Origin of the sequence: Pseudomonas sp. RAC1 (assembly GCF_030658255.1) — a bacterium.
Lineage (GTDB): Bacteria > Pseudomonadota > Gammaproteobacteria > Pseudomonadales > Pseudomonadaceae > Aquipseudomonas > Aquipseudomonas boreofloridensis.
Window position 1 is genome coordinate 41,730 of record NZ_JAUTXS020000030.1, and the last position, 24,419, is coordinate 66,148.

Below are 24,419 nucleotides of genomic sequence, written 5' to 3' on the forward strand. Positions count from 1 at the left end.
TCTCCTCAGGCCGCGCCTAATTACTCGAACCAGTGGGCTCGGGCGGCCATGATCAACTTGCCGGCACGCTCTTCGTCGATGCCGTCGATGTCGAGCAGGTCGTCGATCGACTGCTCGGCCAGGTCTTCGCGGTTAACCACGCCGCGCACCGCCAGTTCCGCCGCCAGATCCTTGTCCATACCCTCGAGGGAGAGCAGGTCTTCGGCCGGATGGGCGTCTGCCAGTTTTTCTTCGGTAGCGATGGCCTTGGTCAACAAACGGTCCTTGGCACGAGCACGCAGCTCGTTGACGATATCCTCGTCGAAGCCATCGATGTTGAGCATTTCTTCCAACGGTACGTAAGCAATTTCTTCGAGGCTGGTAAAGCCTTCGTCGACCAGCACCTGTGCCAGCTCTTCGTCGACCTCCAGTTCCTCGATGAAGTTACGCAGGATGTCACCCGTTTCAGCTTGCTGCTTGGCCTGGATATCCTTCTCGGTCATTACGTTCAGGGTCCAGGCCGTCAACTGACTGGCGAGGCGAACGTTCTGACCGCCACGACCGATGGCCTGGGCCAGGTTGTCCTCGGCGACGGCGATGTCCATGGCATGGGCATCTTCATCGACGATGATCGCAGCGACCTCGGCTGGCGACATGGCGTTGATGACGAATTGCGCCGGGTTCTCGTCCCACAAGACGATGTCCACGCGCTCGCCACCCAATTCACCGGAAACAGCCTGCACACGCGAACCGCGCATACCGATGCAGGCACCTTGCGGATCGATGCGCTTGTCCTTGGAGCGCACGGCAATCTTGGCACGCGAACCCGGATCACGGGACGCCGCCATCACCTCGATCAACCCCTCGGCAATTTCCGGCACCTCGATGCGGAACAATTCGATCAGCATCTGCGGCGCAGTACGCGACAGGATCAGCTGCGGACCGCGATTTTCGGTACGAATTTCCTTGAGCAGCGCACGCAAGCGCACGCCGACACGGAAGGTTTCCCGCGCGATGATGTCTTCACGCGCCAGCAGCGCCTCGGCATTGTTGCCAAGATCGACGATGACGTTGTCGCGGGTGACTTTCTTGACGGTGCCGGAAATGATCTCACCGACTCGCTCACGATAAGCGTCTACCACCTGAGCACGCTCGGCCTCGCGGACCTTCTGCACGATCACCTGCTTGGCGGTCTGGGCGGCGATGCGACCGAACTCGATCGACTCGATCTTTTCCTCGATCACGTCGCCGATCTTGGCTTCGGGATGCGTGTCCTTGATCTTGTCCAGCCAAGTCTCGATCGCCGGATCGTCCAGGTCGTTTTCGTCGACCACGGTCCAACGGCGGAAGGTCTCGTAGCTACCGGTGTGGCGGTTGATTTCCACACGCAGATCGACTTCGTCCTCAAAACGTTTCTTGGTTGCAGTGGCCAGAGCCACTTCCAGCGCTTCGAAAATGACGCCGGGCGGTACACCCTTTTCGTTGGATACCGATTCAACAACCAGCAGTACTTCTTTGCTCATCGTACGCCTCGCCTTGCGCAAGCCATTAGGGCCGGAATGTCCACCGGCCCCGGCACGTCTCAGTCAAAACTGGGAATAATATTGGCCTTGTCGATCGAGTCGATCGGCAGCAGGAATTCATTGGTATCCACCTGGACCACCACGTCCTGATCCTCGACACCGCGGAGAAGGCCCTGGAAGTTGCGACGCCCTTCGAAAGGCGTGCGCAGCTTGATCTTCACTTGTTCGCCGGCATGCAAAGCAAACTGTTCCAATGTGAACAGCGGGCGATCCATGCCTGGAGAGGAAACCTCAAGGGTGTATTCACTGCTGATCGGGTCTTCCACGTCGAGGATGGCACTGGCCTGACGGCTGACCGCTTCGCAGTCGTCCACCAGAATTCCGCCGTCCTTGTCGATATAGATGCGCAGTACCGAATGCTTGCCTTGGGAAACGTATTCGATCCCCCAGCACTGATAGCCCAGACCCTCGACAACCGGGGCCAACAAGGCCTGCAACTGTTCTAGCTTGCTCGACACCTGAACCCCCTCGTGCATGCTGTGCAAATAAAAAATGGGCAAAGCGCCCATCCCTGAAAGCGCCGTTGAACAACGACGCGAAGAACTGTTCAGCTAGCAAAAAGCCCCTGAAAAGGGGCTCCGCTGAAACTGGTTGCGGGGGCTGGATTTGAACCAACGACCTTCGGGTTATGAGCCCGACGAGCTACCAAGCTGCTCCACCCCGCGACAAAGCTGGGGCGGAAGTATAAGACCGAACCCTATGCTGGGTCAATCCGACCTCCACCTGCAAGAAAGCCCGCTCAAAGCGGGCTCTCATGCTTCAATTGGTACCGAGAAGGGGACTCGAACCCCTACACCCTATGGGCACAACCACCTCAAGGTTGCGTGTCTACCAATTCCACCACCTCGGCAATATTACAACTTGAAACCCGTTACTTCTGCTCTTCTGCTGGAGGAGGGACGTCACCTTTTGGGGCGGCTTCACTCTTCTGCTGCTGGAGCACCGGTACATCATCATTTACTGCCGGCTTTTGCTCTTTGACTTCCAGCACCGCTGGATCTGGCAAACCGGCTTGAGTCAGCTGGTGTGCCTGCTGCTTGGCGAAGTATCCTAACCCAAGTGCAGTCAAAAAGAAAGTGGCGGCAAGTATAGCAGTAAACTTACTCAGGAAGGTAGCAGAACCTTGGCTTCCGAACACAGTATTTGAAGCGCCTGCGCCGAAAGATGCACCTGCTTCCGCACCTTTACCCTGTTGCATCAGCACCAGCGCCACCAGCGCCAGCGCAGCCAACAGATGAAAAACAACTACGACTGTTTCCAGCATATGTTCAGTTTCCTGCGGCGCGACAAATTGCACCGAATTCGTCTGCGTTCAGGGATGCTCCACCAATGAGCCCCCCATCAATATCCGGCATGCCGAACAGTTCGGCCGCATTGGCCGCCTTCACGCTACCGCCGTAGAGAAGCTGCATATTCGCTGCAACTTCGGCATCCAGCGACGCCAACTGAGCACGGATGGCGGCGTGCACATCCTGAGCCTGCTGCGGCGAAGCCGTCAAACCCGTGCCGATGGCCCATACAGGCTCATAGGCGATGACCGCATTGGCAAATACCGCGACACCCAAGGCATCGATGATACTACCTAGTTGCCGCCCTACAACTTCCAGTGTCTTGCCAGCCTCGCGCTCCGCGAGAGTTTCCCCTACACACAGCACAGGTTTTAATCCACCTGCTTGAGCGGCTGCAAACTTGTGAATCAGGACTTCGTTCATTTCGCCAATGATCTGACGACGCTCAGAGTGCCCAATCAACACCAACTTGCAACCCACTTCAGCCAACTGACTCGGCGCAACTTCACCGGTCAACGCACCCTGTTCGGGCTGTACTGCAGAATTCTGTGCTCCGACGATGATTTCCGTCTCGCTCAATTCATCGATGACCTGACCGATGAACAACGCCGGTGGAAACACCGCCACTTCGATACCGCTCGGAAGAACCAGATTCTTCAGGTTCAGGCTCAGCTCAGCGACGCTGGCGCGGGTACCGTGCATCTTCCAGTTACCAGCTACCATGGGGCGACGCATGCTCTACCTCGTCGGTCAAAGTGGGCGCAGATCTTACCCAACCAGAATCGCGCTGGCAAGCGTCTTTCAGGCACAAACTTCAGCGACGACCTTGGCCAAGGCCTCGGCGTGGCCACGCACCTGGTTTTCATCATCGCCCTCGACCATCACCCGCACCAGCGGCTCAGTCCCGGACTTGCGCAACAGGACGCGACCACGACCGGCCATCGCCTCGGTCACTTTGGCACTGGCCTCTTGCACCGCTGAGTTTTCCAGCGGATCGGCACCGCCTGCGCCATAGCGGACATTGATCAGCACTTGCGGACATTTGCGGATGGCCTGGCGTGCCTGGGCCAGGTTTTCACCACGACGCCTGAGTGCCATCAACACCTGCAGCGCAGCGATGATCGCATCGCCCGTGGTGGTATGGTTGCAGCAAACCACGTGCCCCGAGTTCTCGCCGCCCAGTTGCCACTCACGCTCGATCAGTTCGGCCATGACGTATCGGTCGCCGACCTTGGCACGGGCAAACGGAATATCCAGGTCCTTGAGCGCCAACTCCAGGCCGAGGTTACTCATCAGCGTCCCGACCACACCGCCTTGCAGCTTGCCGCGCTCATGCAGATCGCGGGCAATGATGAACAACAACTCGTCGCCGTCGACGATGGCGCCGGTGTGATCGACCATCAGCACCCGATCCCCATCACCGTCGAAGGCGATACCCAAGTCCGCATGCCCCACCAGCACGGCAGCCTGCAGGGACTCGATGTGCGTGGAACCGCAGTTTTCATTGATGTTCAAGCCATCCGGCTGCGCGCTGAGCACCGTGACATCGGCACCCAACTCGCGGAACACGCTGGGCGCCACTTTGTAAGTCGCGCCATGGGCGCAGTCGACGACCAACTTGAGCCCTGCGAAGTCAGTGCTGCTGGGGACGCTGCTCTTGCAGAACTCGATATAGCGTCCAGCTGCATCGTTGATCCGCGACACCTTGCCCAACTTGCTCGACTCCACCACGTTCATCGGCTGGTCAAGCAACTCCTCGATCATGAGCTCCACTTCGTCTGGCAATTTCGTGCCGGAACCGGAGAAGAACTTGATGCCGTTGTCGTCATGCGGGTTATGCGAGGCGCTGATGACGATGCCCGCCTCGGCATGGAAGGTGCGCGTCAGATAGGCGATCGCGGGGGTCGGCATCGGGCCAAGCAGCATGACGTCAGCACCGGCCGCCGACAAACCGGCCTCCAGTGCGGACTCGAACATGTAGCCGGAGATCCGGGTGTCCTTGCCCACCAGAACACGGCAGTGGCCGTGCTTGCGGAAAGCCATGCCTGCTGCCCAACCGAGCTTCAGCATGAAGTCGGGAGTGATGGGGTACTCGCCGACGCGGCCACGAATACCATCGGTACCAAAGTATTTCCTGCTCATAGTGTCTCCAAACGTTCTTATTCGGCGTTCTGCACCGCAGCGATCATGCGCACCACATCGACGGTCTCGGCCACGTCATGAACACGCAGAATGCTTGTGCCCATGGTCATGGCCAACGCCGCCAGCGCCAGGCTGCCGTAGAGACGCTCACCGACCGGACGGTCCAGCGCCAGGCCTATCATGCTTTTGCGCGAGACGCCCACCAGCAAGGGGCGACCCAGGCAATACAATGCTTCCAGATGCTTGAACAGGCTCAGGTTGTGCGCCAGGTTCTTGGCAAAACCAAAGCCTGGGTCGAGGATGACGCGCTCAGGAGCAATGCCCGCCGCCGCGCAGGCAGCGATGCGCTGCTCCAGATAACGCGCCACCTCGGCGGTGACATCGTCGTAGCGCGGATTGTCCTGCATGTTACCCGGCTCGCCGCGCATGTGCATCAAGCACACGGGAAGGCCGGTACTGGCGGCCGCCTCCAGGGCACCCTCGCGCTCCAGAGCACGAACGTCGTTGATCAGCCCTGCGCCGAGTCGAGCCACTTCGCGCATCACTGTGGGCGTCGAAGTGTCGACCGAGATGATCACATCCAGACGCGCGCTGATCGCTTCGACGATGGGTGCGACTCGACCCAGCTCTTCGTCAGGCGATACCGCGCGAGCTCCAGGCCGAGTGGACTCACCGCCCACATCGATGAGCGACGCGCCGGCCTCAACCATCGCCTCGGCATGCCGAAGCGCCTCGTCGTGGCGGCTGAACCGGCCGCCATCAGAGAAGGAGTCCGGCGTGACATTGAGGATACCCATGACATGGGTGCGGGATAAATCAAGAACCCGGTTGCCGCAAGGCAACCGGGTTGGGTACTGCTGCAAGGTCATAGAAACCCTTAATGTTGGGCCGCTGGACCACCGATCGGCGACTCGGGACGATCGCCCTGGGACGCTGGCGTGCCAGAGGTGCCGGCATCGTTGTCCCAATCACGCGGTTCGCGCGGAGCACGCCCGGACATGATGTCGTCGATTTGGTCGGCATCGATGGTTTCGTACTTCATCAATGCCTCGGCCATCGCGTCGAGCTTGTCGCGGTTTTCGGTAAGGATCTGCTTGGCGGTGGCATAGCAGTGATCGATGATGCTACGTACTTCAGAATCGATCAGCTTGGCGGTTTCACCCGACACACTCGCCTGCTGGCTGCCGGCACTGCGACCGAGGAAAACTTCGCCCTCCTCTTCGGCATACATCAGCGGGCCGAGTTTCTCGGACAACCCCCACTTGGTGACCATGTTCCGAGCGATCTGGCTGGCGCGCATGATGTCGTTCGACGCACCGGTGGTGACACCGTCGAAGCCCAGCGTCATCTCCTCGGCGATACGTCCACCGTAAAGCGAGCAGATCTGGCTGATCAGCGCACGCTTGGAGAGGCTGTAGCGGTCCTCTTCGGGGAGGAACATGGTCACACCCAAAGCACGACCACGCGGGATGATCGAAACCTTGTAGACCGGATCATGCTCGGGAACGATACGACCGACGATGGCATGGCCGGCTTCATGGTAGGCAGTATTCTGCTTTTCCTTTTCCGACATGACCATGGTCTTGCGTTCAGCGCCCATCATGATCTTGTCTTTGGCCAGCTCGAACTCTTTCATCTCGACCAGACGCTTGCCTGCGCGGGCGGCGAACAACGACGCCTCGTTGACCAGATTGGCCAGATCGGCACCGGAGAAGCCGGGGGTGCCACGGGCGATGACGGCAGCGTTGACGTTCTCGCCGATTGGCACTTTGCGCATGTGCACCTTGAGGATCTGCTCGCGACCGCGGATGTCCGGCAGACCGACCACCACCTGACGGTCGAACCGACCCGGGCGCAGCAGCGCGGGATCGAGCACGTCGGGGCGGTTGGTGGCGGCAATGACGATGATGCCATCGTTCATCTCGAAGCCGTCCATTTCCACCAGCAACTGGTTCAGCGTCTGTTCACGCTCGTCATGACCGCCGCCCATGCCTGCGCCACGGTGGCGACCAACGGCGTCGATTTCGTCGATGAAGATGATGCAAGGCGCATGCTTTTTGGCCTGCTCGAACATGTCACGAACCCGGCTGGCGCCCACGCCGACGAACATCTCGACGAAGTCGGAACCGGAAATGGTGAAGAACGGTACCTTGGCTTCACCGGCGATGGCTTTGGCCAGCAAGGTCTTACCGGTACCGGGTGGGCCGACCATCAATACACCGCGAGGAATTCGACCGCCCAGGCGCTGGAACTTGCCTGGGTCACGGAGGAACTCGACCAGTTCGCCGACTTCTTCTTTGGCCTCGTCGCAACCGGCGACGTCAGCCAGCGTAGTCTTGACCTGGTCTTCGGAAAGCAGGCGCGCCTTGCTCTTGCCGAAGCTCATAGGCCCGCCCTTGCCGCCAGCACCGCCTTGCATCTGGCGCATGAAGAACATGAACACGGCAATGATGACCAGGATGGGGAAGCTCGCCACCAGCAACTGAGTCCAGATGCTCTGTTGCTCGGGCTGCTTGCCTTCGACCACGACGTGGTTGTCGACCAGATCGCCGATCAAACCGTTGTCGGCGATGGCCGGACGCACGGTCTTGAAGTTGTCGCCATCAGTACGCTTACCGGTGATGACGGCACCGTCGACGGTGACGCGCTCGACCTTGCCGTCCTTGACTTGCTGAATGAAGTCGGAATAGTTGAGGGTCTGCGGCTCGTTAGGGCTGGAGAAGTTGTTCATCACCGTCACAAGGACGGCGGCGATGATCAACCACAGGATCAGATTCTTTGCCATGTCGTTCAATTAGCTACCCTCTGAGGTCGGCGCACGACGCAGCCGTGCCTCGCATGATAATCACCGCCCTAACTTACTACATTACCTGCGCATCCGCAGGCACCGTCTGTAACCCTTTGTGAAACCTAGACTACACGAAGTTCGGACGTTGCTGATTTCATGGCCGATTGGAATTAACTATCGGCCATTGTGGCAATTCCTGCTCATTCGCCTTTGTACCCCCTGGCCAGCAGATACTGTTCACGGGAGCGATCCCGAGACGACGAAGGCTTGCGCATCTGCACCTTGTCGAACTTGCTGCGCACTTCCTTGAGGTACACGTCGAAACCCTCTCCCTGGAAAATCTTGATCAGGAAGTCGCCACCCGGCTTGAGCACGCGAGCGGCCAGGTCCAGTGCCAGCTCGCAGAGGAACATGGCGCGCGGCATGTCCACTGCAGGCGTACCACTCATATTGGGGGCCATATCGGAAATCACAAGGTCGACGTGCGAATCGCCGACGGCCTGCAGGATCTGCTCGAGCACCGAATCCTGGGTGAAGTCGCCTTGTATGAAGGTGACATCGGGAATCGAATCCATTTCCAGAATATCGGAGGCGATCAACCGCCCTTGCCCGCCGATCAGACGACTGGTCACCTGTGACCAGCCACCCGGCGCGGCGCCCAGGTCGATCACGCTCATTCCGGGACGAATGAGTCGATCCTTTTCCTGTATCTCCAACAGTTTGTAGCTTGCGCGCGAACGGTAGCCATCCTTCTGCGCCTGCTTGACGAATGGATCGTTGAAATGCTCTCTCAGCCAGTTATGGCTGCTTTTGGAACGCTGCGCCACGGGGCACCTCGATGATTAGCGTCGTGATTGACTGGGCGGAGCCACGGGCCCTCGGGTAAAATGGCCACCAATTTTACAGAATCAGACGAAAAGGGTCAGATTATGCCGCTCAATAACGAGCAGAAGAAACAGTACAAATCCATTGGCCATGACCTGAAGCCGGTCCTGATCGTTGCCGGCAATGGGCTCAATGAAGGTGTGATCGCCGAGCTGGAGCGTGCGCTGGCCGATCATGAGCTGATCAAGATCGAGATTCGCTCGGAAGATCGCGAGGAGCGCGCCGCTGCCATCGCCGAACTGTGCAAGGCTGGCCGTGCCGAGCTGGTGCAGACCATCGGCAAGAAGGCGCTGATCTATCGCAAGAACCCGCAGCCGAACAAGCAACTGTCCAACATCCACCGCTACAAGTGACAATGACGCCCGTCAGTGGCGCGCCTTGCGCGCCCTGACAGGAACCGGCTGGGCCACCAGCACGATGCCGGAAAAACCCAGCACCAGGAAACAGAACATCTGCCAGCGCTCACCAACAGATATGCCGTAGCGCAGCGTGTAGTACCCCACACAGGCGCCCAGGCCAAGCAGTAGCATTTGGCCGCGGAACTGCCGCCACCACGCCGATAGACCCTCGACCCGCGCCAGCACGGCCAGCTGAGTCAACAGCCCAAGCAGCGCCACGCCAATCAACCAGCGGTCGATCTGCCCGGCGATGTCCTGCACCAGCAAAGGCGCCAGGCCACTGACCTTGAGCGCCGGTACCAGCCCCACATGGAAAACCCACAGGCCGCCGACCCAGAACACCTGGGCCAGTTGCCAGAGGATCCCCTCCAGGGACGGCGCGCGCTGGCGCCGGTCAGATGTGCTTGACTTCGACAATCTCGTACTCGACGGTTCCGCTCGGGGTCTTGACCACGACGGTATCACCCTCTTCCTTGCCAATGATGGCGCGGGCGATGGGTGCGCTGCTCGACAGCTTGCCTTGCCTAACGTCAGCTTCGTCCTCGCCGACGATCTGGTAGGTCACCTCGTCATCGTTCTCGGTGTTGGCCAACACGACGGTGGTACCGAAGATGACCTTGCCGGTGTGAGCGATGGTGGTGACATCGATCACCACCGAATTCTGCAACCGACCTTCGATATCGCGGATACGTGCTTCGACCATGCCCTGTTCCTCGCGGGCGGCATGGTACTCGGCATTCTCCTTGAGATCGCCCAGCTCACGCGCTTCACCGATCGCCTGGCTCAGGCGCGGGCGCTCGGTCTTGCTGAGGAAAAGCAGCTCTTCTTCCAGGGCGCGGGCGCCCTGGACGGTCATCGGATATTTGGTAATGCTCATGCTGTGAGTCCTGCATGCAGATCCTGCAGGCGACGAACGGTCTTCTCAGGACCGAATTTCAGCGCCTCGCAGATGGCTTCACCCGCCGCGATCGTAGTGGTGCAGTAGATCTTGTGCTGCAGCGCATTACGGCGAATCGAGTAGGAATCGGCGATCGACTGGCGGCCTTCGGTGGTATTGATGATCAGCGACACTTCGTCGTTCTTGATCATGTCGACCACATGCGGGCGACCCTCGGTCACCTTGTTGACACGACGCACTTTCAGACCGGCAGCCTCGATTACCTTGGCAGTCCCGGCAGTAGCGACCACCTCGAAGCCCAGGGTGATCAAATCACGGGCAACGGCAGCCACTTGCGGCTTGTCGTCGTCGCGCACACTGATGAACGCGGTGCCGCCGCTTGGCAACACTTCGCTAGCCCCCATCTGGGCTTTGGCGAAGGCCTCACCGAAGCTGTCGCCCACGCCCATGACCTCACCGGTGGATTTCATCTCAGGGCCGAGGATCGGGTCAACCCCTGGGAACTTGGCGAACGGGAAGACGGCTTCCTTGACGCTGTAGAAGTTCGGGATGATTTCCTCGGTGAAGCCCAGCTCCTTGAGCGACTTACCGGCCATCACGCGTGCAGCGATCATCGCCAGCGAAGTGCCGATGCACTTGGATACGAACGGTACGGTACGCGAGGCACGCGGGTTGACCTCGATCACGTAGATCTTGTCGCCCTGCAGCGCCAACTGCACGTTCATCAGACCGACCACGCCCAACTCCAGTGCCATTTTGCGCACTTGCTCGCGGACTTCGTCCTGCACGCCCTTGCTCAGCGAGTAGGGCGGCAGCGAGCATGCGGAGTCGCCGGAGTGGACGCCGGCCTGCTCGATATGCTGCATGATCGCGCCGATGACCACGTCGGTACCGTCGCAGACGGCGTCCACGTCCATCTCGATGGCACAGTTGAGGAAGTGGTCGAGCAGCACAGGGCTGTCGTTGGACACTTGCACCGCTTCGCGCAGGTAGCGCTTGAGCTCGTCCAGCTCGTAGACGATCTCCATCGCACGGCCGCCCAGCACATAGGACGGACGCACCACCAGCGGGTAGCCGATATCACCGGCGGCACGGATGGCTTCCTCTTCGCTGCGCACGGTCGCATTCGGCGGCTGCAGCAGGTTCAGGCGCTGGACCATCTGCTGGAAGCGCTCACGGTCTTCGGCGCGGTCGATGGCGTCCGGGCTGGTGCCGATGATCGGTACGCCAGCCTCTTCAAGGGCGCGGGCCAGTTTCAGCGGAGTCTGACCACCGTAGTGGACGATGACGCCTTTAGGCTTCTCGACGCGGCAGACTTCCAGTACATCTTCCAGGGTCAGCGGTTCGAAGTACAGACGATCCGAGGTGTCGTAGTCGGTGGAGACGGTTTCAGGGTTGCAGTTGACCATGATGGTCTCGTACCCGTCTTCACGCAGCGCCAAAGCGGCGTGCACGCAGCAGTAGTCGAACTCGATACCTTGGCCGATACGGTTCGGGCCGCCCCCGAGGATCATGATCTTGTCGCGGGTCGACGGATTGGCCTCGCACTCTTCTTCGTACGTGGAGTACAGGTAGGCGGTGTCGGTGGCGAATTCGGCGGCGCACGTGTCGACGCGCTTGTAAACCGGCAGCACGTCGAGCTTGTGGCGGTGACGACGCAGATTCTTGTCGGTCACGCCCAGCAGCTTGGCCAGGCGCTGGTCGGAGAAGCCCTTGCGCTTGAGGCGCAGCATCAGGGCCTTGTCGATGTCGGCCAGGCCGAGGGTCTTGACCTTCTCCTCTTCCTTGATCAGGTCTTCGAGCTGCACCAGGAACCAGTGGTCGATGCCGGTGAGGGCGAAGATTTCGTCGCGGCTCATGCCGGCGCGCAGGGCATCGGCCACATACCAGATACGCTCGGCACCGGGCACGGTCAGCTCACGCTTGAGAATGCTCGACGCTTCGGAACTGGCCAGATCCACTTTCGGGTCCAGACCGCAGGCGCCAACTTCCAGGCCGCGCAGGGCTTTCTGCAGGGATTCCTGGAAGGTGCGACCGATGGCCATGACTTCACCCACGGACTTCATCTGGGTGGTCAGGCGCGCGTCGGCCTTGGGGAACTTCTCGAAGGCGAAGCGGGGCAGCTTGGTGACGACATAGTCGATCGAAGGCTCGAAGGACGCCGGGGTGCGACCGCCGGTGATATCGTTCTGCAGCTCATCGAGGGTGTAGCCGACTGCCAACTTGGCCGCGATCTTGGCGATCGGGAAACCGGTGGCCTTGGAGGCCAGGGCCGAGGAACGAGAAACCCGTGGGTTCATCTCGATCACGACCATACGGCCGGTGTTCGGGCAGATGCCGAACTGCACGTTGGAACCGCCGGTTTCGACGCCGATCTCACGCAGCACCGCCAGCGAGGCGTTGCGCATGATCTGGTATTCCTTGTCGGTAAGCGTCTGCGCCGGCGCGACGGTGATCGAGTCGCCGGTGTGTACGCCCATCGGGTCGAAGTTTTCGATGGAGCAGACGATGATGCAGTTGTCCTTCTTGTCGCGGACCACCTCCATCTCGTATTCCTTCCAGCCGATCAGCGACTCGTCGATCAGCAGTTCCTTGGTCGGCGACAGGTCCAGACCACGGGCGCAGATTTCCTCGAACTCTTCACGGTTGTAGGCGATGCCGCCACCGGTGCCACCCATGGTGAAGGATGGGCGGATGATGCATGGGAAGCCCAGCTTTTCCAGGACCGCATTGGCCTCTTCCATGCTGTGGGCGATGCCCGAACGCGGGCACTCCAGACCGATGTCCTTCATTGCCTTGTCGAAGCGCGAACGGTCCTCGGCCTTGTCGATGGTGTCGGCGTTGGCGCCGATCATCTCTACGCCGAACTTCTCCAGAACGCCATGGCGCTCCAGATCCAGGGCGCAGTTGAGCGCGGTCTGGCCGCCCATGGTCGGAAGCACCGCGTCTGGACGTTCTTTCTCGATGATCTTGGCCACCGACTGCCACTTGATCGGCTCGATGTAGGTGGCGTCGGCCATGGCCGGGTCGGTCATGATGGTGGCCGGGTTGGAGTTCACCAGGATGACGCGGAAACCTTCCTCGCGCAGGGCTTTGCAAGCCTGGGCGCCGGAATAGTCGAATTCACAGGCCTGGCCGATCACGATCGGGCCAGCGCCGAGAATCAGGATGCTTTTGATGTCTGTACGTTTTGGCATGGTTGTCACTCAAATCCGCGGGTCAGTCGGCAAGCCGTCTTGAACAATCTGGGTCAGGCGCTTCCGGACACGGCACAGGCCGGTCCGGGGCCTCGATGCAGGATGCTCAGCGGCGCTTGGCCATGGCATCGATGAAACGATCGAACAGTGGCGCGACGTCGGTCGGGCCGGGGCTCGCTTCAGGGTGGCCCTGGAAGCTGAACGCGCTCTTGTCGGTGCGCTCGATGCCCTGCAGGGTACCGTCGAACAGCGACTTGTGGATGGCGCGCACATTGCCTGGCAAGGTGGCTTCATCGACGGCGAAACCGTGGTTCTGACTGGTGATCATCACCACGCCGGTGTCCAGGTCCTGGACCGGGTGGTTGGCGCCGTGGTGACCGTGGCCCATCTTCACGGTCTTGGCACCGGAGGCCAAGGCCAGCAGTTGGTGACCGAGGCAGATACCGAAGACCGGGATGTCGGTTTCGAGAATGGCCTTGATCGCCGCGATGGCGTAGTCGCACGGCTCGGGATCACCCGGGCCGTTGGACAGGAATACGCCGTCGGGGTTGAGCGCGAGCACTTCACTGGCCGGGGTTTGCGCTGGCACGACGGTCAGGCGGCAACCACGGGCGACCAGCATGCGCAGGATGTTCAACTTAACTCCGTAGTCGTAGGCGACCACGTGGTAAGGCAGCTCGGACGCTTCACGGGTCGGGTGGCTGTCAGTTTTCAGCTCCCAGACGCTGGAGCGCCACTCATAACGCTCCTTGGTGCTGACTTCCTTGGCCAGGTCCATGCCCTTGAGGCCCGGGAAACCACGAGCGGCGGCGATGGCGGCTTCTTCGCTGATGTCGTCGCCGGCCAGGATGCAACCGTTCTGGGCGCCCTTCTCACGCAGGATGCGGGTCAAGCGACGGGTATCGATACCGGCGATGGCCACCACGTTGTTGGCCTTGAGGTACTCGGGCAGCGACTGGGTATTGCGCCAGTTGCTGGCCAGCAGCGGCAGGTCGCGGATCACCAGACCTGCCGACCAGACGCGGTCGGACTCGGCATCTTCGGCGGTAGTGCCGGTGTTGCCGATGTGCGGATAGGTCAGAGTGACGATCTGCTGGGCGTAGGAAGGGTCTGTAAGGATTTCCTGGTAGCCGGTCATAGCGGTGTTGAACACCACCTCACCAACGGTTTGACCGTCGGCCCCAATGGCCTCACCGCGAAAAATGCTGCCATCAGCAAGGGCGAGTATGGCTGGCTTTGTCAAGAAGACCTCCCGTAAATGACGCATGAAGGGGCGATCGCAGGTTGCAAAAAAGCGGAGTGCCGTATGGATACGTCACCCCGCTTTTATGTGCTGAATTCAATTCTCTGCGCGCTTTTAGTGGATACACTAAAGCTGTAGTTTACAGAAAAGTGAGCTCTCGGTCTACCGCAGATGTGCCGTCTAGACACACGTATGCGACAGACCTACGCATTCAATGCAGTTCCAGCACATCCTGCATGTCGTACAGCCCTGGCACGCGTCCTTGCAGCCACAGCGCTGCACGCACAGCGCCTTTGGCAAAGGTCATGCGGCTGGACGCTTTGTGGGTGATCTCCAGGCGTTCACCGTCAGCGGCGAACAGCACCGTGTGGTCACCGACGACATCGCCCGCCCGCACGGTCGCAAAGCCAATGGTCTTGCGGTCACGGGCACCAGTCTGCCCCTCGCGACCATACACCGCCACCTCCTGCAGATCGCGACCCAACGCCTGAGCGACCACCTCGCCCATGCGCAGCGCGGTACCCGAGGGCGCATCGACCTTGTGCCGGTGGTGCGCCTCGATGATCTCGATATCGACATCATCGCCCAACACACGCGCCGCCATGTCGAGCAACTTCAGGCTCAAGTTGACGCCGACGCTGAAGTTGGCGGCGAAGACGATCGGAATGTCTTTCCCGGCTTCGGCCAGCAGACGCTTCTCGTCGACACTGAAGCCGGTGGTACCGATCACCATCGCCTTGCCATGCTTTCGGCAGAACGCCAGGTTCTTCAGCGTCACCGAGGGATGCGTGAAGTCGATCAATACATCGAAGTCGTCGGCGACCTTGGCCAGGTCATCGGACAGCAGCACACCGATCCGACCGAGGGCCGCCAGCTCACCCGCGTCCGCCCCGACCAGAGAGCTGTCGGGGCGATCGATCGCCGCCGTCAGCCCGGCTCCGGAGGTTTGCTGCACCGCTTCGACGAGGGTCTTGCCCATTCGCCCTGCTGCGCCCATTACCGCAATACGTCGCATAGCCTGTTCCTTGTCAGAGATCGCCGAAGAAGCGCTTCACACCCTCGAACCAGCCACTGGCCTTGGGCGAGTGGGAGCTGTCACCCTCGAGCGAATCGCGCAGCTCTTCAAGCAGCTCACGCTGGCGACGACTGAGATTGACCGGCGTTTCCACCGCGACCCGGCACAGCAGATCGCCCGCACCACCACCGCGCACGGGTGCCACACCCTTGCCGCGCAGACGGAATTGCTTGCCCGTCTGAGTACCCTCGGGGATTCGCAACTTCACACGCCCATCGAGAGTCGGTACTTCGAGCTCGCCACCCAGTGCGGCATCGGTGTAGCTGATCGGCACTTCGCAGTACAGGTGCTTGCCATCACGCTGGAAGATCGCATGCTCGCGCACGCTGATGACGACGTAGAGATCGCCGGTCGGACCGCCATGGGCGCCCGCCTCGCCTTCGCCGGACAGGCGAATGCGATCGCCGGTGTCGACGCCGGCCGGCACTTTCACCGACAGGGTCTTGTACTCTTCGACACGGCCTTCGCCATGGCACGCCGAGCACGGATCGGTGATGATCTTGCCCTGACCGTGACAGCGCGGGCAGGTCTGCTGAACAGAGAAGAAGCCCTGCTGCATACGGACTTGACCGATACCGCCGCAAGTTGGGCAGGTAGACGGGGTCGAGCCCTTCTTCGCACCCGTGCCGTCGCAAGGCTGACAGTTGACCAAGGTCGGCACACGAATGCTGACCGTCGTGCCACGCACCGCCTCTTCCAGGTTCAACTCCAGGGTGTAGCGCAGATCGCTGCCGCGCTGGGCACCACCGCGACCACCGCCACGGCCACCGCCGAAGAAGTCACTGAAGACGTCGCCGAAGATATCGGAGAAGTTGGCGCCGCCAAAACCGGCACCGCCGCCGCCCATGCTTGGATCGACGCCGGCATGGCCGTACTGATCGTAGGCTGCGCGCTTGCTGGCGTCGGACAATACTTCATAGGCCTCGTTGGCCTCCTTGAACTTGTCTTCCGACTCTTTATCGCCCGGGTTGCGGTCCGGGTGGTATTTCATCGCCAGGCGGCGATAGGCCTTCTTGAGATCGCTTTCGCTGGCGCCACGCTCGACACCCAGGACCTCATAAAAATCACGCTTTGCCATAGGTCATTCGCACTCTTGAGGGCTTTCGGCATCTGTGCACCGTGCCGTCAGCACCTGCCGCAACACGCCTGATGCGCCCTGACAGATGCTGGAAATATTTCCCGTGTTCCAGACACGCCAACGCGGGAGCAAGCCCCCGCGCGGCGACATCCTACCAGCTCAGCGACCAATGCCGCTGAACCGGCCGACAACATGCAGAAATTACTGCTTGTTGTGATCTTTCACTTCTTCGAACTCGGCGTCGACCACGTCGTCGTGCTTGGCTTCAGGTTCCGCCTGCTGGGCGCCGCCCTGAGGCTGTTCGCCCTGCTGCTCGGCATACATCTTCTGAGCGACTGGCGCGGACACCTTGGACAGCTCCTCGACCTTGGCGTCGATGGCCGCCTTGTCGTCACCCTTCACCGCAGCTTCGAGCGCGACCACGGCCGCTTCGATCGCCGCCTTCTCGTCGGCAGTGACCTTGTCGCCTGCGTCGGCCACCATCTTGCGGGTCGAGTGAACCAGTGCGTCGCCCTGGTTACGGGCAGCGGCCAGTTCTTCGAACTTGCGGTCTTCCTCGGCGTTGGCCTCGGCATCGCGCACCATGCGCTCGATTTCCTCGTCCGACAGACCGGAGTTGGCCTTGATCACGATCGACTGCGACTTGCCAGTAGCCTTGTCCTTCGCGCTGACGTGCAGGATACCGTTGGCGTCGATGTCGAAGGTCACTTCGATCTGTGGCATGCCACGCGGCGCTGGCGGGATGTCGGCCAGGTCGAACTTGCCCAGCGACTTGTTCTGCGTGGCTTGCTTGCGCTCGCCCTGCAGCACATGGATGGTCACCGCAGCCTGATTGTCGTCGGCAGTCGAGAACACCTGCGACTTCTTGGTCGGGATGGTGGTGTTCTTCTCGATCAGCGGCGTCATCACGCCGCCCATGGTTTCGATACCCAGGGTCAGCGGGCTGACGTCCAGCAGCAGCACGTCCTTGACGTCACCGGCCAGAACCGCGCCCTGAATGGCGGCGCCCATGGCGACAGCTTCGTCCGGGTTGACGTCCTTGCGCGCTTCCTTGCCGAAGAAGTCGGCAACGGCTTTCTGCACCATCGGCATACGGGTCTGGCCACCGACCAGGATCACGTCGTCGATCTTGCTGGCGTCGATACCGGCATCTTTCAGCGCGATGCGGCAAGGCTCGATGGTGCGCTTGACCAAGTCTTCGACCAGAGATTCCAGCTTGGCGCGGGAGATCTTCACGTTCAAGTGCTTCGGACCGGTTGCATCGGCAGTGATGTACGGCAGGTTGACGTCGGTGGACTGGGCCGAGGACAGCTCGATCTTGGCTTTCTCAGCGGCTTCCTTCAGACGCTGCAGCGCCAGCGGATCGTTCTTCAAGTCCATGCCGGACTCTTTCTTGAACTCATCGACGAGGTAGTCGATCAGGCGCATGTCGAAGTCTTCGCCACCGAGGAAGGTGTCACCGTTGGTGGCCAGTACTTCGAACTGATGCTCGCCATCGACTTCGGCGATTTCGATGACCGACACGTCGAACGTACCACCACCCAGGTCATAGACGATCACGGTGTGGTCGCCCTTGGCCTTGTCCATGCCGTAGGCCAGTGCAGCGGCGGTCGGCTCGTTGATGATGCGCTTGACGTCCAGGCCGGCGATGCGACCGGCGTCCTTGGTGGCCTGACGCTGGCTGTCGTTGAAGTAGGCCGGAACGGTGATGACCGCTTCGGTGACCGGCTCGCCGAGGTAGTCTTCGGCGGTCTTCTTCATCTTTTTCAGGACTTCGGCGCTGATCTGCGGCGGAGCCATTTCCTTGCCAGCAGCCTCGACCCACGCGTCACCGTTGCCGGCCTTGACGATCTTGTAAGGCACCAGCTTGATGTCTTTCTGCACGACGTCTTCTTCGAAACGACGACCGATCAGACGCTTAACGGCGAACAGGGTATTGTGCGGGTTGGTGACGGCCTGACGCTTGGCCGACTGACCGACCAGGATTTCGCCATCGTTGGCGTAGGCCACGATCGAAGGGGTAGTACGCGCACCTTCGACGTTCTCGATGACCTTGACGTTACCGTTTTCCAGAATGGAGACGCACGAGTTGGTGGTCCCCAGGTCGATACCGATGATCTTGCCCATGTTAACTCTCCCGAAACTTGAATGAGGTAGCAGCGACTGCTATTGGCCAACTGCGGAAATACTTGAAGGCTTGACACCTAAATGGGGATGCCCCGACGGATTTCAAGCCTTTTCATCGATCGACGGTTGAGGCGCTGCTGGCGCCTTGCTGACCACCACCATGGCGGGGCGCAGCAGGCGACCGTTGAGCAGATAGCCTTTCTGGAACACCTTGAGCACGCTGTTCGGCTCGACCTCGGCGCTTTCCTGCATGGCCATGGCCTGGTGGTGCTCGGCATTGAACGGTTCGCCGTGCGGATCGACCGGCTCCAGGTTGTAGCGCTTGAGGGTGTCCTGGAACATCTTCAGGGTCAGCTCGATCCCTTCGCGCATCGGCTTGATGGCTTCGTCCTCGGCACTGGACAGCTCGAGGCCGCGTTCCAGGCTGTCGATCACCGGCAGCAGGTCGCCGGCGAATTTCTCCAGGGCGAACTTGTGGGCCTTCTCGACATCCTGCTCGGCACGCCGACGAATGTTCTGCAGGTCTGCGGCAACGCGCAGCGATTGATCCTTGGCGGCGGCCAGCTGCTCCTCGAGCACCTGAACGCGGGCACCGAGGTCCTCGGAACCGACTTCTTCGGCATTAAGGTTTTGTTCATCCAGCTGTTCGTCAGCCATCGGGGCTCTCCTCCGCATTTTCCGGTGTACAGGCCATGCCTGCCGTGTGTGGCGTTTATATGGGGTCGGAAAAATCAGCTTCAAGGGCTGGGTGATAATCCCTGTCGCCGAACGGCGCTTGGCAGGCTGGAAAAAAGTACTGTATAAATAACCAGACATGACCCTCGGGAGCGGCCCTCATGCTGGTGCATCTGTCCATACACAACTACGCCATCGTCGAACACCTGGATCTCGAGCTTGCCCGCGGCATGTCGGTCATCACCGGCGAGACCGGCGCCGGCAAGTCGATCATGCTCGATGCGCTGGGCCTGGCCCTGGGCGACCGCGCCGACAGCGGCGTGGTCCGCCCGGGCGCCGACAAGGCCGACCTCCTCGCCACCTTCGATCTGGCGGACATTCCCGAAGCGCGGACCTGGCTCACCGAGCGCGACCTCGACCACGATGGGCCGTGCATCCTGCGCCGAGTCATCACTGCCGAGGGCCGCAGCCGCGGCTATATCAATGGCACACCCTGCCCGCTCGGCGACCTCAAGGCGCTCGGCGAGCTGCTCATCGATATCCACAGCCAGCACGAGCACCAATCGCTGCTCAAGACCGACACCCATCGGCGGCTGGTCGACGAGTACGCTGGCGCCGTCGACCTGGCGCGCCAAGTGCAATTGGCCGCCCAGCGCTGGCGCCAGACCCGACTGGAACTGGAGCGCCTGTCCAACTCCAGCGATGAGCAACGTGCGCGACACCAACTGCTGAGTTACCAGCTCGAAGAGCTGGAAAACCTGGGCTTGGGCGAAAACGAACTCGAACAACTGGAGCAGGAACACAAGAACCTGACCAATGCCGAGGCGTTGTTCGGCATCTGCCGCCAGGTGATCGACCAGTGCAGCGAAAGCGACTCCGGCAATGTGCTCAGCGCCCTGACCAGCAGCCTCAATCGCCTTTCCGCCGTCAGCGATGCGCCCAAGGCGCTGGGCGAAGCGGTGAACCTGATCGCCAGCGCACAGATCCAGGTCGAGGAAGCGGTCGGCGAACTCAATCGCTTCCTCGACCACTTCGACGCCGACCCGATGCGCCTGCAAGCCCTGGAGGAACGCCTCGACACGCTCTACACCCTGGCACGCAAGCACCGTGTTCATCCGTCCGAGCTGCCACAGTTGCAGCAGCGCTTGATGGACGAACTCGAAGGTCTCAACGCCAGCGACGAATCCGTCGAACGCCTGGGCGACGAGCTGGCGGCCTATGCCCAGCACTATAAAGAGAAGGCCAGCGAGCTCAGCGGATTGCGCCGACAGGCTGCGGCGCAGTTGGCCTTGGCGGTGGAACAGGAAATCCAGCGCCTGGGCATGCCTGGCGGACGCTTCTGCATCGAATTGACGCCACTGGAAGGCAACGAGCTGTCACCGCATGGACTGGAGCAGGTCGAACTGCTGGTCAGCGCCAACCCTGGCCAACCACTCAAGGCCTTGGCCAAGGTGGCGTCGGGGGGCGAACTGTCGCGCATCAGCCTGGCGATCCAAGTCATCACCGCGCAGACCTCGCGCATTCCGACGCTGGTGTTCGACGAGGTGGACGTGGGTATTGGCGGACCGACCGCCGAGATCGTCGGCCAGCTGTTGCGCCGGCTGGGCGAGCGTGGCCAGGTACTGACCGTGACCCACCTGCCCCAGGTGGCTGCTCAAGGTCATCACCATCTGTTCGTTCACAAGGTGCGCAACAGCGAGACCACTCACACGGCAGTGGCCAACCTGGGCAAACGCGAGCGCGTCGAGGAAGTGGCGCGCATGCTCGGCGGCATCGACCTGACCAAGGAGTCGCTGGCCCACGCCCGCAAGATGGTGGTCAGCGGCAAAGCCTGACGCCTCACGCCTCAACAAGACACTCAGAAAACACAAAGGCGACCCAAGAGTCGCCTTTGTCGTCAGTCACGATCAGAAATCGTTACTTCTTCTTGCGCACATAAAGGACCAGGTTGTGGTCCACCAACTCGTAACCGTGCTCGGCCACGATCTCCCTTTGGCGACGCTCGATTTCAGCATCCATGAATTCGATCACTTCGCTGGTCTCCACATTGACCATATGGTCGTGGTGACCTCCGTCGGCCAGCTCGAACACCGCGTGGCCGCCATCGAAGTTATGGCGAACCACCAGACCCGCTGCTTCGAATTGGGTCAGTACACGGTAGACGGTCGCCAGACCGACGTCCTCACCTGCTTCCATCAGCGCCTTGTAGACGTCCTCGGCACTCATGTGACGCTGCTCGGCAGAATCGAGCATTTGAAGGATCTTTACTCGAGGCAGTGTCACCTTGAGACCGGCTTTGCGCAATTCGCTATTTTCAACCATGGTCAGCTTTCTCGCCGATGCTGCTTCGCAGCTTCTCTTAATACGGGTATGATCGGGGTTTACGTTGTCCAGCCAAGATAGTGGAAGTCGCCCACCGATGCAAAACAACACCAAGCTCTTGCTAACCAGCCTCACCCTCGTGGGACTGCTCGCACTCGCCGGTTGCTCGTTTCCCGGGGTTTACAAAATCGACATCCAGCAGGGCAATGTCGTCACGCAGGACATGATAGACCAATTGCGTCCGGGAATGACCCGACGGCAGGTAAGGTTTATCATGGGCAACCCGCTCCTGCAGGACCCCTTCAATACCAATCGCTGGGATTACCTCTATAGCATTCAGCCAGGCGGCGGTAAGCGTCAGCAGGAACGCATGAGCGTGTTCTTCAATGAAGGCGACCAACTCGTGAGCCTGTCCGGCGACTTCATGCCAGGCGTCAGCCGCGACCAGGAAATCCTGGGTGGAAGCGGCGATACCACGGTCAGCCCGGCCAAGCAGCCGTCCGGCCAGCCTGAGACGCCTGCCAAGCCCGGTTCGACCGAAGAGTCGATCCAGCGCGAAATCGATACCATCGAAACCACGCCGGTGCCGACACCCGCGCCGCTCGAGACCTCGCCCCAGTAAAGGCAGCGCTCATGAAAAAGCCCGGACATGCCCGGGCTTTTTGTTGGCCGTTGCAGCGATGAGCGTCCATGACCGTTCAGCCATGCAATTCCTTGGCGCGCTGGCAGAAGGCATCGACCAGGGTATTGGCCGCCTGATTGAACAATGGCCCAAGTGTGGCGCGAACCAACGGCCCGGCATAATCGAACGACAAGTCCAGACTGATCTTGCACGCCTTCTCACCCAGCGCCTTGAAGACCCATACCCCGTGCAACTGCGTGAACGGCCCTTCCTCCAGCGTCATCTCGATGGACTGCCCAGGCACCAGCACATTGCGCGTGACGAATTGCTGACTCATGCCGCCTTTGGCCACCTCGAGCCTGGCACGCATGTGCGTATCGCTCGACTCGATCACCGTCGAATCCGAGCACCAGGGGAGAAACTCAGGGTAACTGGCCACGTCGTTGACCAGGTCATAGAGCGCCTGGGCAGGGTATGGCAGCAGGGCGGAGCGTTGAATATGGGTAGTCATCCAGGCATCACTTCCAAGCTGGGCGGCAGCACCTCGCGGCGCTTCGGGACGTTTCCGTTCAAGGGAACTATTCCGGCATTGTCCGGGATTCATCCTGTCGGCTCAAGCACACCGAACCCCATAGCCAGAGGCCATGGCGACTGCCTATAATGCCGCCCCTATGGCTAAGCAAAAGAAACATCCGACCGGGACCATCGCGCAGAACAAGAAAGCGCGACACGATTACTTCATCGAACACAAGTTCGAGGCCGGACTGGTCCTGTCCGGTTGGGAAGTAAAAAGCCTGCGGGCCGGCAAAGCGCACCTGACCGACAGCTACGTGCTGCTCAAGGATGGCGAAGCCTGGCTGTTCGGCAGCCACATTGCCCCGCTGACCGCCGCCAGCACCCACGTCGTCGCCGACCCCATCCGTACGCGCAAGCTGCTGCTGAACAAGCGCGAGCTTGAGCGCGTGGAAGCGGCCGTGGCGCAAAAGGGTTACACCTGCGTGGCCTTGGCGCTGTACTGGAGCAAGCACCTGATCAAGTGCGAGATCGCACTCGGCAAGGGCAAGAAGGAGTTCGACAAGCGCGACACCCTGCGCGAACGCGACTCCAATCGCGAGCTGCAGCGCGCGGTGCGCAACAAGGGCAAGGAAGAATAACGCCCCGTGTCGGGCGACCCCGCTACCACGTCATCCGTGGCAGTGGGCTCGCCAGCACAACTTCACCGCCCGCTGCGCCGCTGCGCCCTTGCCACACGCTGGGCTTCCTGACGTGCCTCCTCGAGCACTTCCTGCACATAGATGATGTGTCGACTCGACACCTCCCGCGCCTCTTGCGCGCGCCCCTCGACGATCGCCTGGTACAGCTCGCGATGCTGCGCGATCAGCATGTCGCGCGTTTCCGGCCGCTGCTGGTACATGCCGCCGATATTGGTCACCACATTGCGCTTGAGCAAATCGAACAGCCCACGGATGGTGTGCAGCAGCACCGCGTTATGGCTGGCCTCGGCGATCGCCAGGTGAAAGCGCGCATCGGCCGCCCCCTCTTCTGCGCGGCTGACCTCATCGGCGCGGGCGTAGCAGTCCTGAAGCGTATCGAACGCGGCCTTGAGCCGCGCCCGATCAGGTTCGGTGGCACGCTGGGCAGCGTAGTAGGCGCATGACGCTTCCAAGGTGTGACGAAACTCCAGCAGGTCGCGCTGGGCCTCGGGATTGTCTTCGAGCAACAGCAGCAGCGGATCGCTGAAGGTCGAGCCCAGCGACTCGGCGACATAGTTGCCGCCGCCCTGACGGCTTATCAGCAATCCCTTGGCCACCAGCTTCTGGATCGCCTCGCGAAGCGACGGTCGCGAGACGCCGAACTGCTCGGCCAACGCGCGCTCAGCGGGCAGGCGCTGCCCAGCGCTCAGGGTGCCCTCGAGAATCATCGCTTCCAACCGGTCGACGATATCGTCGGACAAGCGCCGCTGGCGCACCTGATCAAACACCATCACCTGCCTCTCCACTGACCCCGCTATCGATCGCGGGGCGCCCATTGTGCGCCTCTGCCGAGCGTTCAGCCACACCACCGGCCGTGCCCAATGGATGCTCCGCTCATCGGCCTGCGACCAAAGTTCTGCTTGGG

The 24,419-nt window shown here is 60.9% G+C and carries 23 protein-coding genes and 2 tRNA genes; 4 read left to right on the forward strand and 21 right to left on the reverse strand.

The window, feature by feature from the left end; all coding sequences use genetic code 11:
* Positions 1-20: 20 nt before the first annotated feature.
* From nusA to rlmE, 10 genes are all read right to left on the reverse strand, one after another.
* Positions 21-1,502, reverse strand: coding sequence for a transcription termination factor NusA (nusA, locus tag Q7C30_RS10255; protein WP_029613928.1), 1,482 nt, complete (start codon positions 1,500-1,502; stop codon positions 21-23).
* 59 nt (positions 1,503-1,561) lie between these two features.
* The gene (rimP, locus tag Q7C30_RS10260; protein ID WP_029613927.1) at positions 1,562-2,020 is read right to left on the reverse strand and encodes a ribosome maturation factor RimP; all 459 of its coding nucleotides are present in this window, start codon (positions 2,018-2,020) and stop codon (positions 1,562-1,564) included.
* Positions 2,021-2,150: 130 nt separating this feature from the next.
* Positions 2,151-2,227, reverse strand: a tRNA-Met gene (locus tag Q7C30_RS10265).
* Between the two features lie 99 nt (positions 2,228-2,326).
* Positions 2,327-2,412, reverse strand: a tRNA-Leu gene (locus tag Q7C30_RS10270).
* A gap of 21 nt (positions 2,413-2,433) precedes the next feature.
* Positions 2,434-2,826 (reverse strand): preprotein translocase subunit SecG, encoded by a 393-nt coding sequence (secG, locus tag Q7C30_RS10275; protein WP_029613926.1) that lies wholly within the window; start codon positions 2,824-2,826, stop codon positions 2,434-2,436.
* Positions 2,827-2,830: 4 nt separating this feature from the next.
* On the reverse strand, positions 2,831-3,586 hold the full coding sequence (tpiA, locus tag Q7C30_RS10280) for a triose-phosphate isomerase (RefSeq protein ID WP_317871428.1): 756 nt from the start codon (positions 3,584-3,586) through the stop codon (positions 2,831-2,833).
* A 66-nt stretch (positions 3,587-3,652) separates the two neighbouring features.
* Positions 3,653-4,993, reverse strand: a complete 1,341-nt coding sequence (gene glmM, locus Q7C30_RS10285) for a phosphoglucosamine mutase (protein WP_029613924.1) — start codon at positions 4,991-4,993, stop codon at positions 3,653-3,655.
* A gap of 17 nt (positions 4,994-5,010) precedes the next feature.
* Complete coding sequence (folP, locus tag Q7C30_RS10290) at positions 5,011-5,862, reverse strand: dihydropteroate synthase (RefSeq protein WP_029613923.1); 852 nt, start codon at positions 5,860-5,862, stop codon at positions 5,011-5,013.
* An 8-nt stretch (positions 5,863-5,870) separates the two neighbouring features.
* Entirely contained in the window at positions 5,871-7,778 is a 1,908-nt protein-coding gene (ftsH, locus tag Q7C30_RS10295; RefSeq protein WP_029613922.1) for an ATP-dependent zinc metalloprotease FtsH, read from the reverse strand.
* A 203-nt stretch (positions 7,779-7,981) separates the two neighbouring features.
* The gene (gene rlmE / locus Q7C30_RS10300; RefSeq protein ID WP_029613921.1) at positions 7,982-8,608 is read right to left on the reverse strand and encodes a 23S rRNA (uridine(2552)-2'-O)-methyltransferase RlmE; all 627 of its coding nucleotides are present in this window, start codon (positions 8,606-8,608) and stop codon (positions 7,982-7,984) included.
* Between the two features lie 102 nt (positions 8,609-8,710).
* Between rlmE and yhbY the strand changes: the two genes are divergently transcribed.
* Positions 8,711-9,019 (forward strand): ribosome assembly RNA-binding protein YhbY, encoded by a 309-nt coding sequence (gene yhbY, locus Q7C30_RS10305; protein ID WP_317871429.1) that lies wholly within the window; start codon positions 8,711-8,713, stop codon positions 9,017-9,019.
* 12 nt (positions 9,020-9,031) lie between these two features.
* Here yhbY and Q7C30_RS10310 read toward each other — a convergent pair whose 3' ends face one another.
* The 8 genes from Q7C30_RS10310 to grpE form a co-directional block, all read right to left on the reverse strand.
* A complete protein-coding gene (locus tag Q7C30_RS10310; RefSeq protein WP_080754697.1) occupies positions 9,032-9,481 on the reverse strand; it encodes an MFS transporter in 450 nt (149 codons plus the stop codon).
* Positions 9,459-9,941: a transcription elongation factor GreA gene (greA, locus tag Q7C30_RS10315; protein WP_080754696.1), complete on the reverse strand. Its 483-nt coding sequence runs from the start codon at positions 9,939-9,941 to the stop codon at positions 9,459-9,461. The genes Q7C30_RS10310 and greA overlap by 23 nt, the downstream gene beginning before the upstream one ends.
* Positions 9,938-13,159, reverse strand: coding sequence for a carbamoyl-phosphate synthase large subunit (gene carB, locus Q7C30_RS10320; protein ID WP_317871430.1), 3,222 nt, complete (start codon positions 13,157-13,159; stop codon positions 9,938-9,940). Before carB ends, greA begins: the two co-directional genes overlap by 4 nt.
* A 106-nt stretch (positions 13,160-13,265) precedes the next feature.
* Positions 13,266-14,402, reverse strand: a complete 1,137-nt coding sequence (gene carA / locus Q7C30_RS10325; protein WP_295486089.1) for a glutamine-hydrolyzing carbamoyl-phosphate synthase small subunit — start codon at positions 14,400-14,402, stop codon at positions 13,266-13,268.
* A 211-nt stretch (positions 14,403-14,613) separates the two neighbouring features.
* Complete coding sequence (gene dapB / locus Q7C30_RS10330) at positions 14,614-15,417, reverse strand: 4-hydroxy-tetrahydrodipicolinate reductase (protein ID WP_317871431.1); 804 nt, start codon at positions 15,415-15,417, stop codon at positions 14,614-14,616.
* Between the two features lie 13 nt (positions 15,418-15,430).
* Complete coding sequence (gene dnaJ, locus Q7C30_RS10335) at positions 15,431-16,555, reverse strand: molecular chaperone DnaJ (RefSeq protein WP_116887552.1); 1,125 nt, start codon at positions 16,553-16,555, stop codon at positions 15,431-15,433.
* Between the two features lie 201 nt (positions 16,556-16,756).
* Complete coding sequence (dnaK, locus tag Q7C30_RS10340) at positions 16,757-18,682, reverse strand: molecular chaperone DnaK (protein WP_039575114.1); 1,926 nt, start codon at positions 18,680-18,682, stop codon at positions 16,757-16,759.
* A 102-nt stretch (positions 18,683-18,784) separates the two neighbouring features.
* Positions 18,785-19,357 carry a nucleotide exchange factor GrpE gene (gene grpE, locus Q7C30_RS10345; protein WP_280790895.1) on the reverse strand — a complete coding sequence of 191 codons (573 nt, stop codon included), beginning with the start codon at positions 19,355-19,357 and terminating at the stop codon, positions 18,785-18,787.
* A 161-nt stretch (positions 19,358-19,518) separates the two neighbouring features.
* Between grpE and recN the strand changes: the two genes are divergently transcribed.
* Positions 19,519-21,192 carry a DNA repair protein RecN gene (recN, locus tag Q7C30_RS10350; RefSeq protein WP_039575111.1) on the forward strand — a complete coding sequence of 558 codons (1,674 nt, stop codon included), beginning with the start codon at positions 19,519-19,521 and terminating at the stop codon, positions 21,190-21,192.
* Positions 21,193-21,274: 82 nt separating this feature from the next.
* On the opposite strand, the gene fur is transcribed toward recN, so the two are convergent.
* Entirely contained in the window at positions 21,275-21,679 is a 405-nt protein-coding gene (gene fur / locus Q7C30_RS10355) for a ferric iron uptake transcriptional regulator (protein ID WP_028695114.1), read from the reverse strand.
* Between the two features lie 97 nt (positions 21,680-21,776).
* Between fur and Q7C30_RS10360 the strand changes: the two genes are divergently transcribed.
* Positions 21,777-22,301, forward strand: coding sequence for an outer membrane protein assembly factor BamE (locus Q7C30_RS10360; RefSeq protein ID WP_317871432.1), 525 nt, complete (start codon positions 21,777-21,779; stop codon positions 22,299-22,301).
* Between the two features lie 76 nt (positions 22,302-22,377).
* On the opposite strand, the gene Q7C30_RS10365 is transcribed toward Q7C30_RS10360, so the two are convergent.
* A complete protein-coding gene (locus Q7C30_RS10365) occupies positions 22,378-22,812 on the reverse strand; it encodes a type II toxin-antitoxin system RatA family toxin (RefSeq protein WP_029613098.1) in 435 nt (144 codons plus the stop codon).
* Between the two features lie 160 nt (positions 22,813-22,972).
* On the opposite strand from Q7C30_RS10365, the gene smpB reads away from it, so the two are divergent.
* Positions 22,973-23,455 carry an SsrA-binding protein SmpB gene (gene smpB / locus Q7C30_RS10370; protein ID WP_029613099.1) on the forward strand — a complete coding sequence of 161 codons (483 nt, stop codon included), beginning with the start codon at positions 22,973-22,975 and terminating at the stop codon, positions 23,453-23,455.
* 62 nt (positions 23,456-23,517) lie between these two features.
* On the opposite strand, the gene Q7C30_RS10375 is transcribed toward smpB, so the two are convergent.
* Positions 23,518-24,285, reverse strand: a complete 768-nt coding sequence (locus tag Q7C30_RS10375) for an FCD domain-containing protein (protein WP_029613100.1) — start codon at positions 24,283-24,285, stop codon at positions 23,518-23,520.
* Positions 24,286-24,419: the final 134 nt, after the last annotated feature.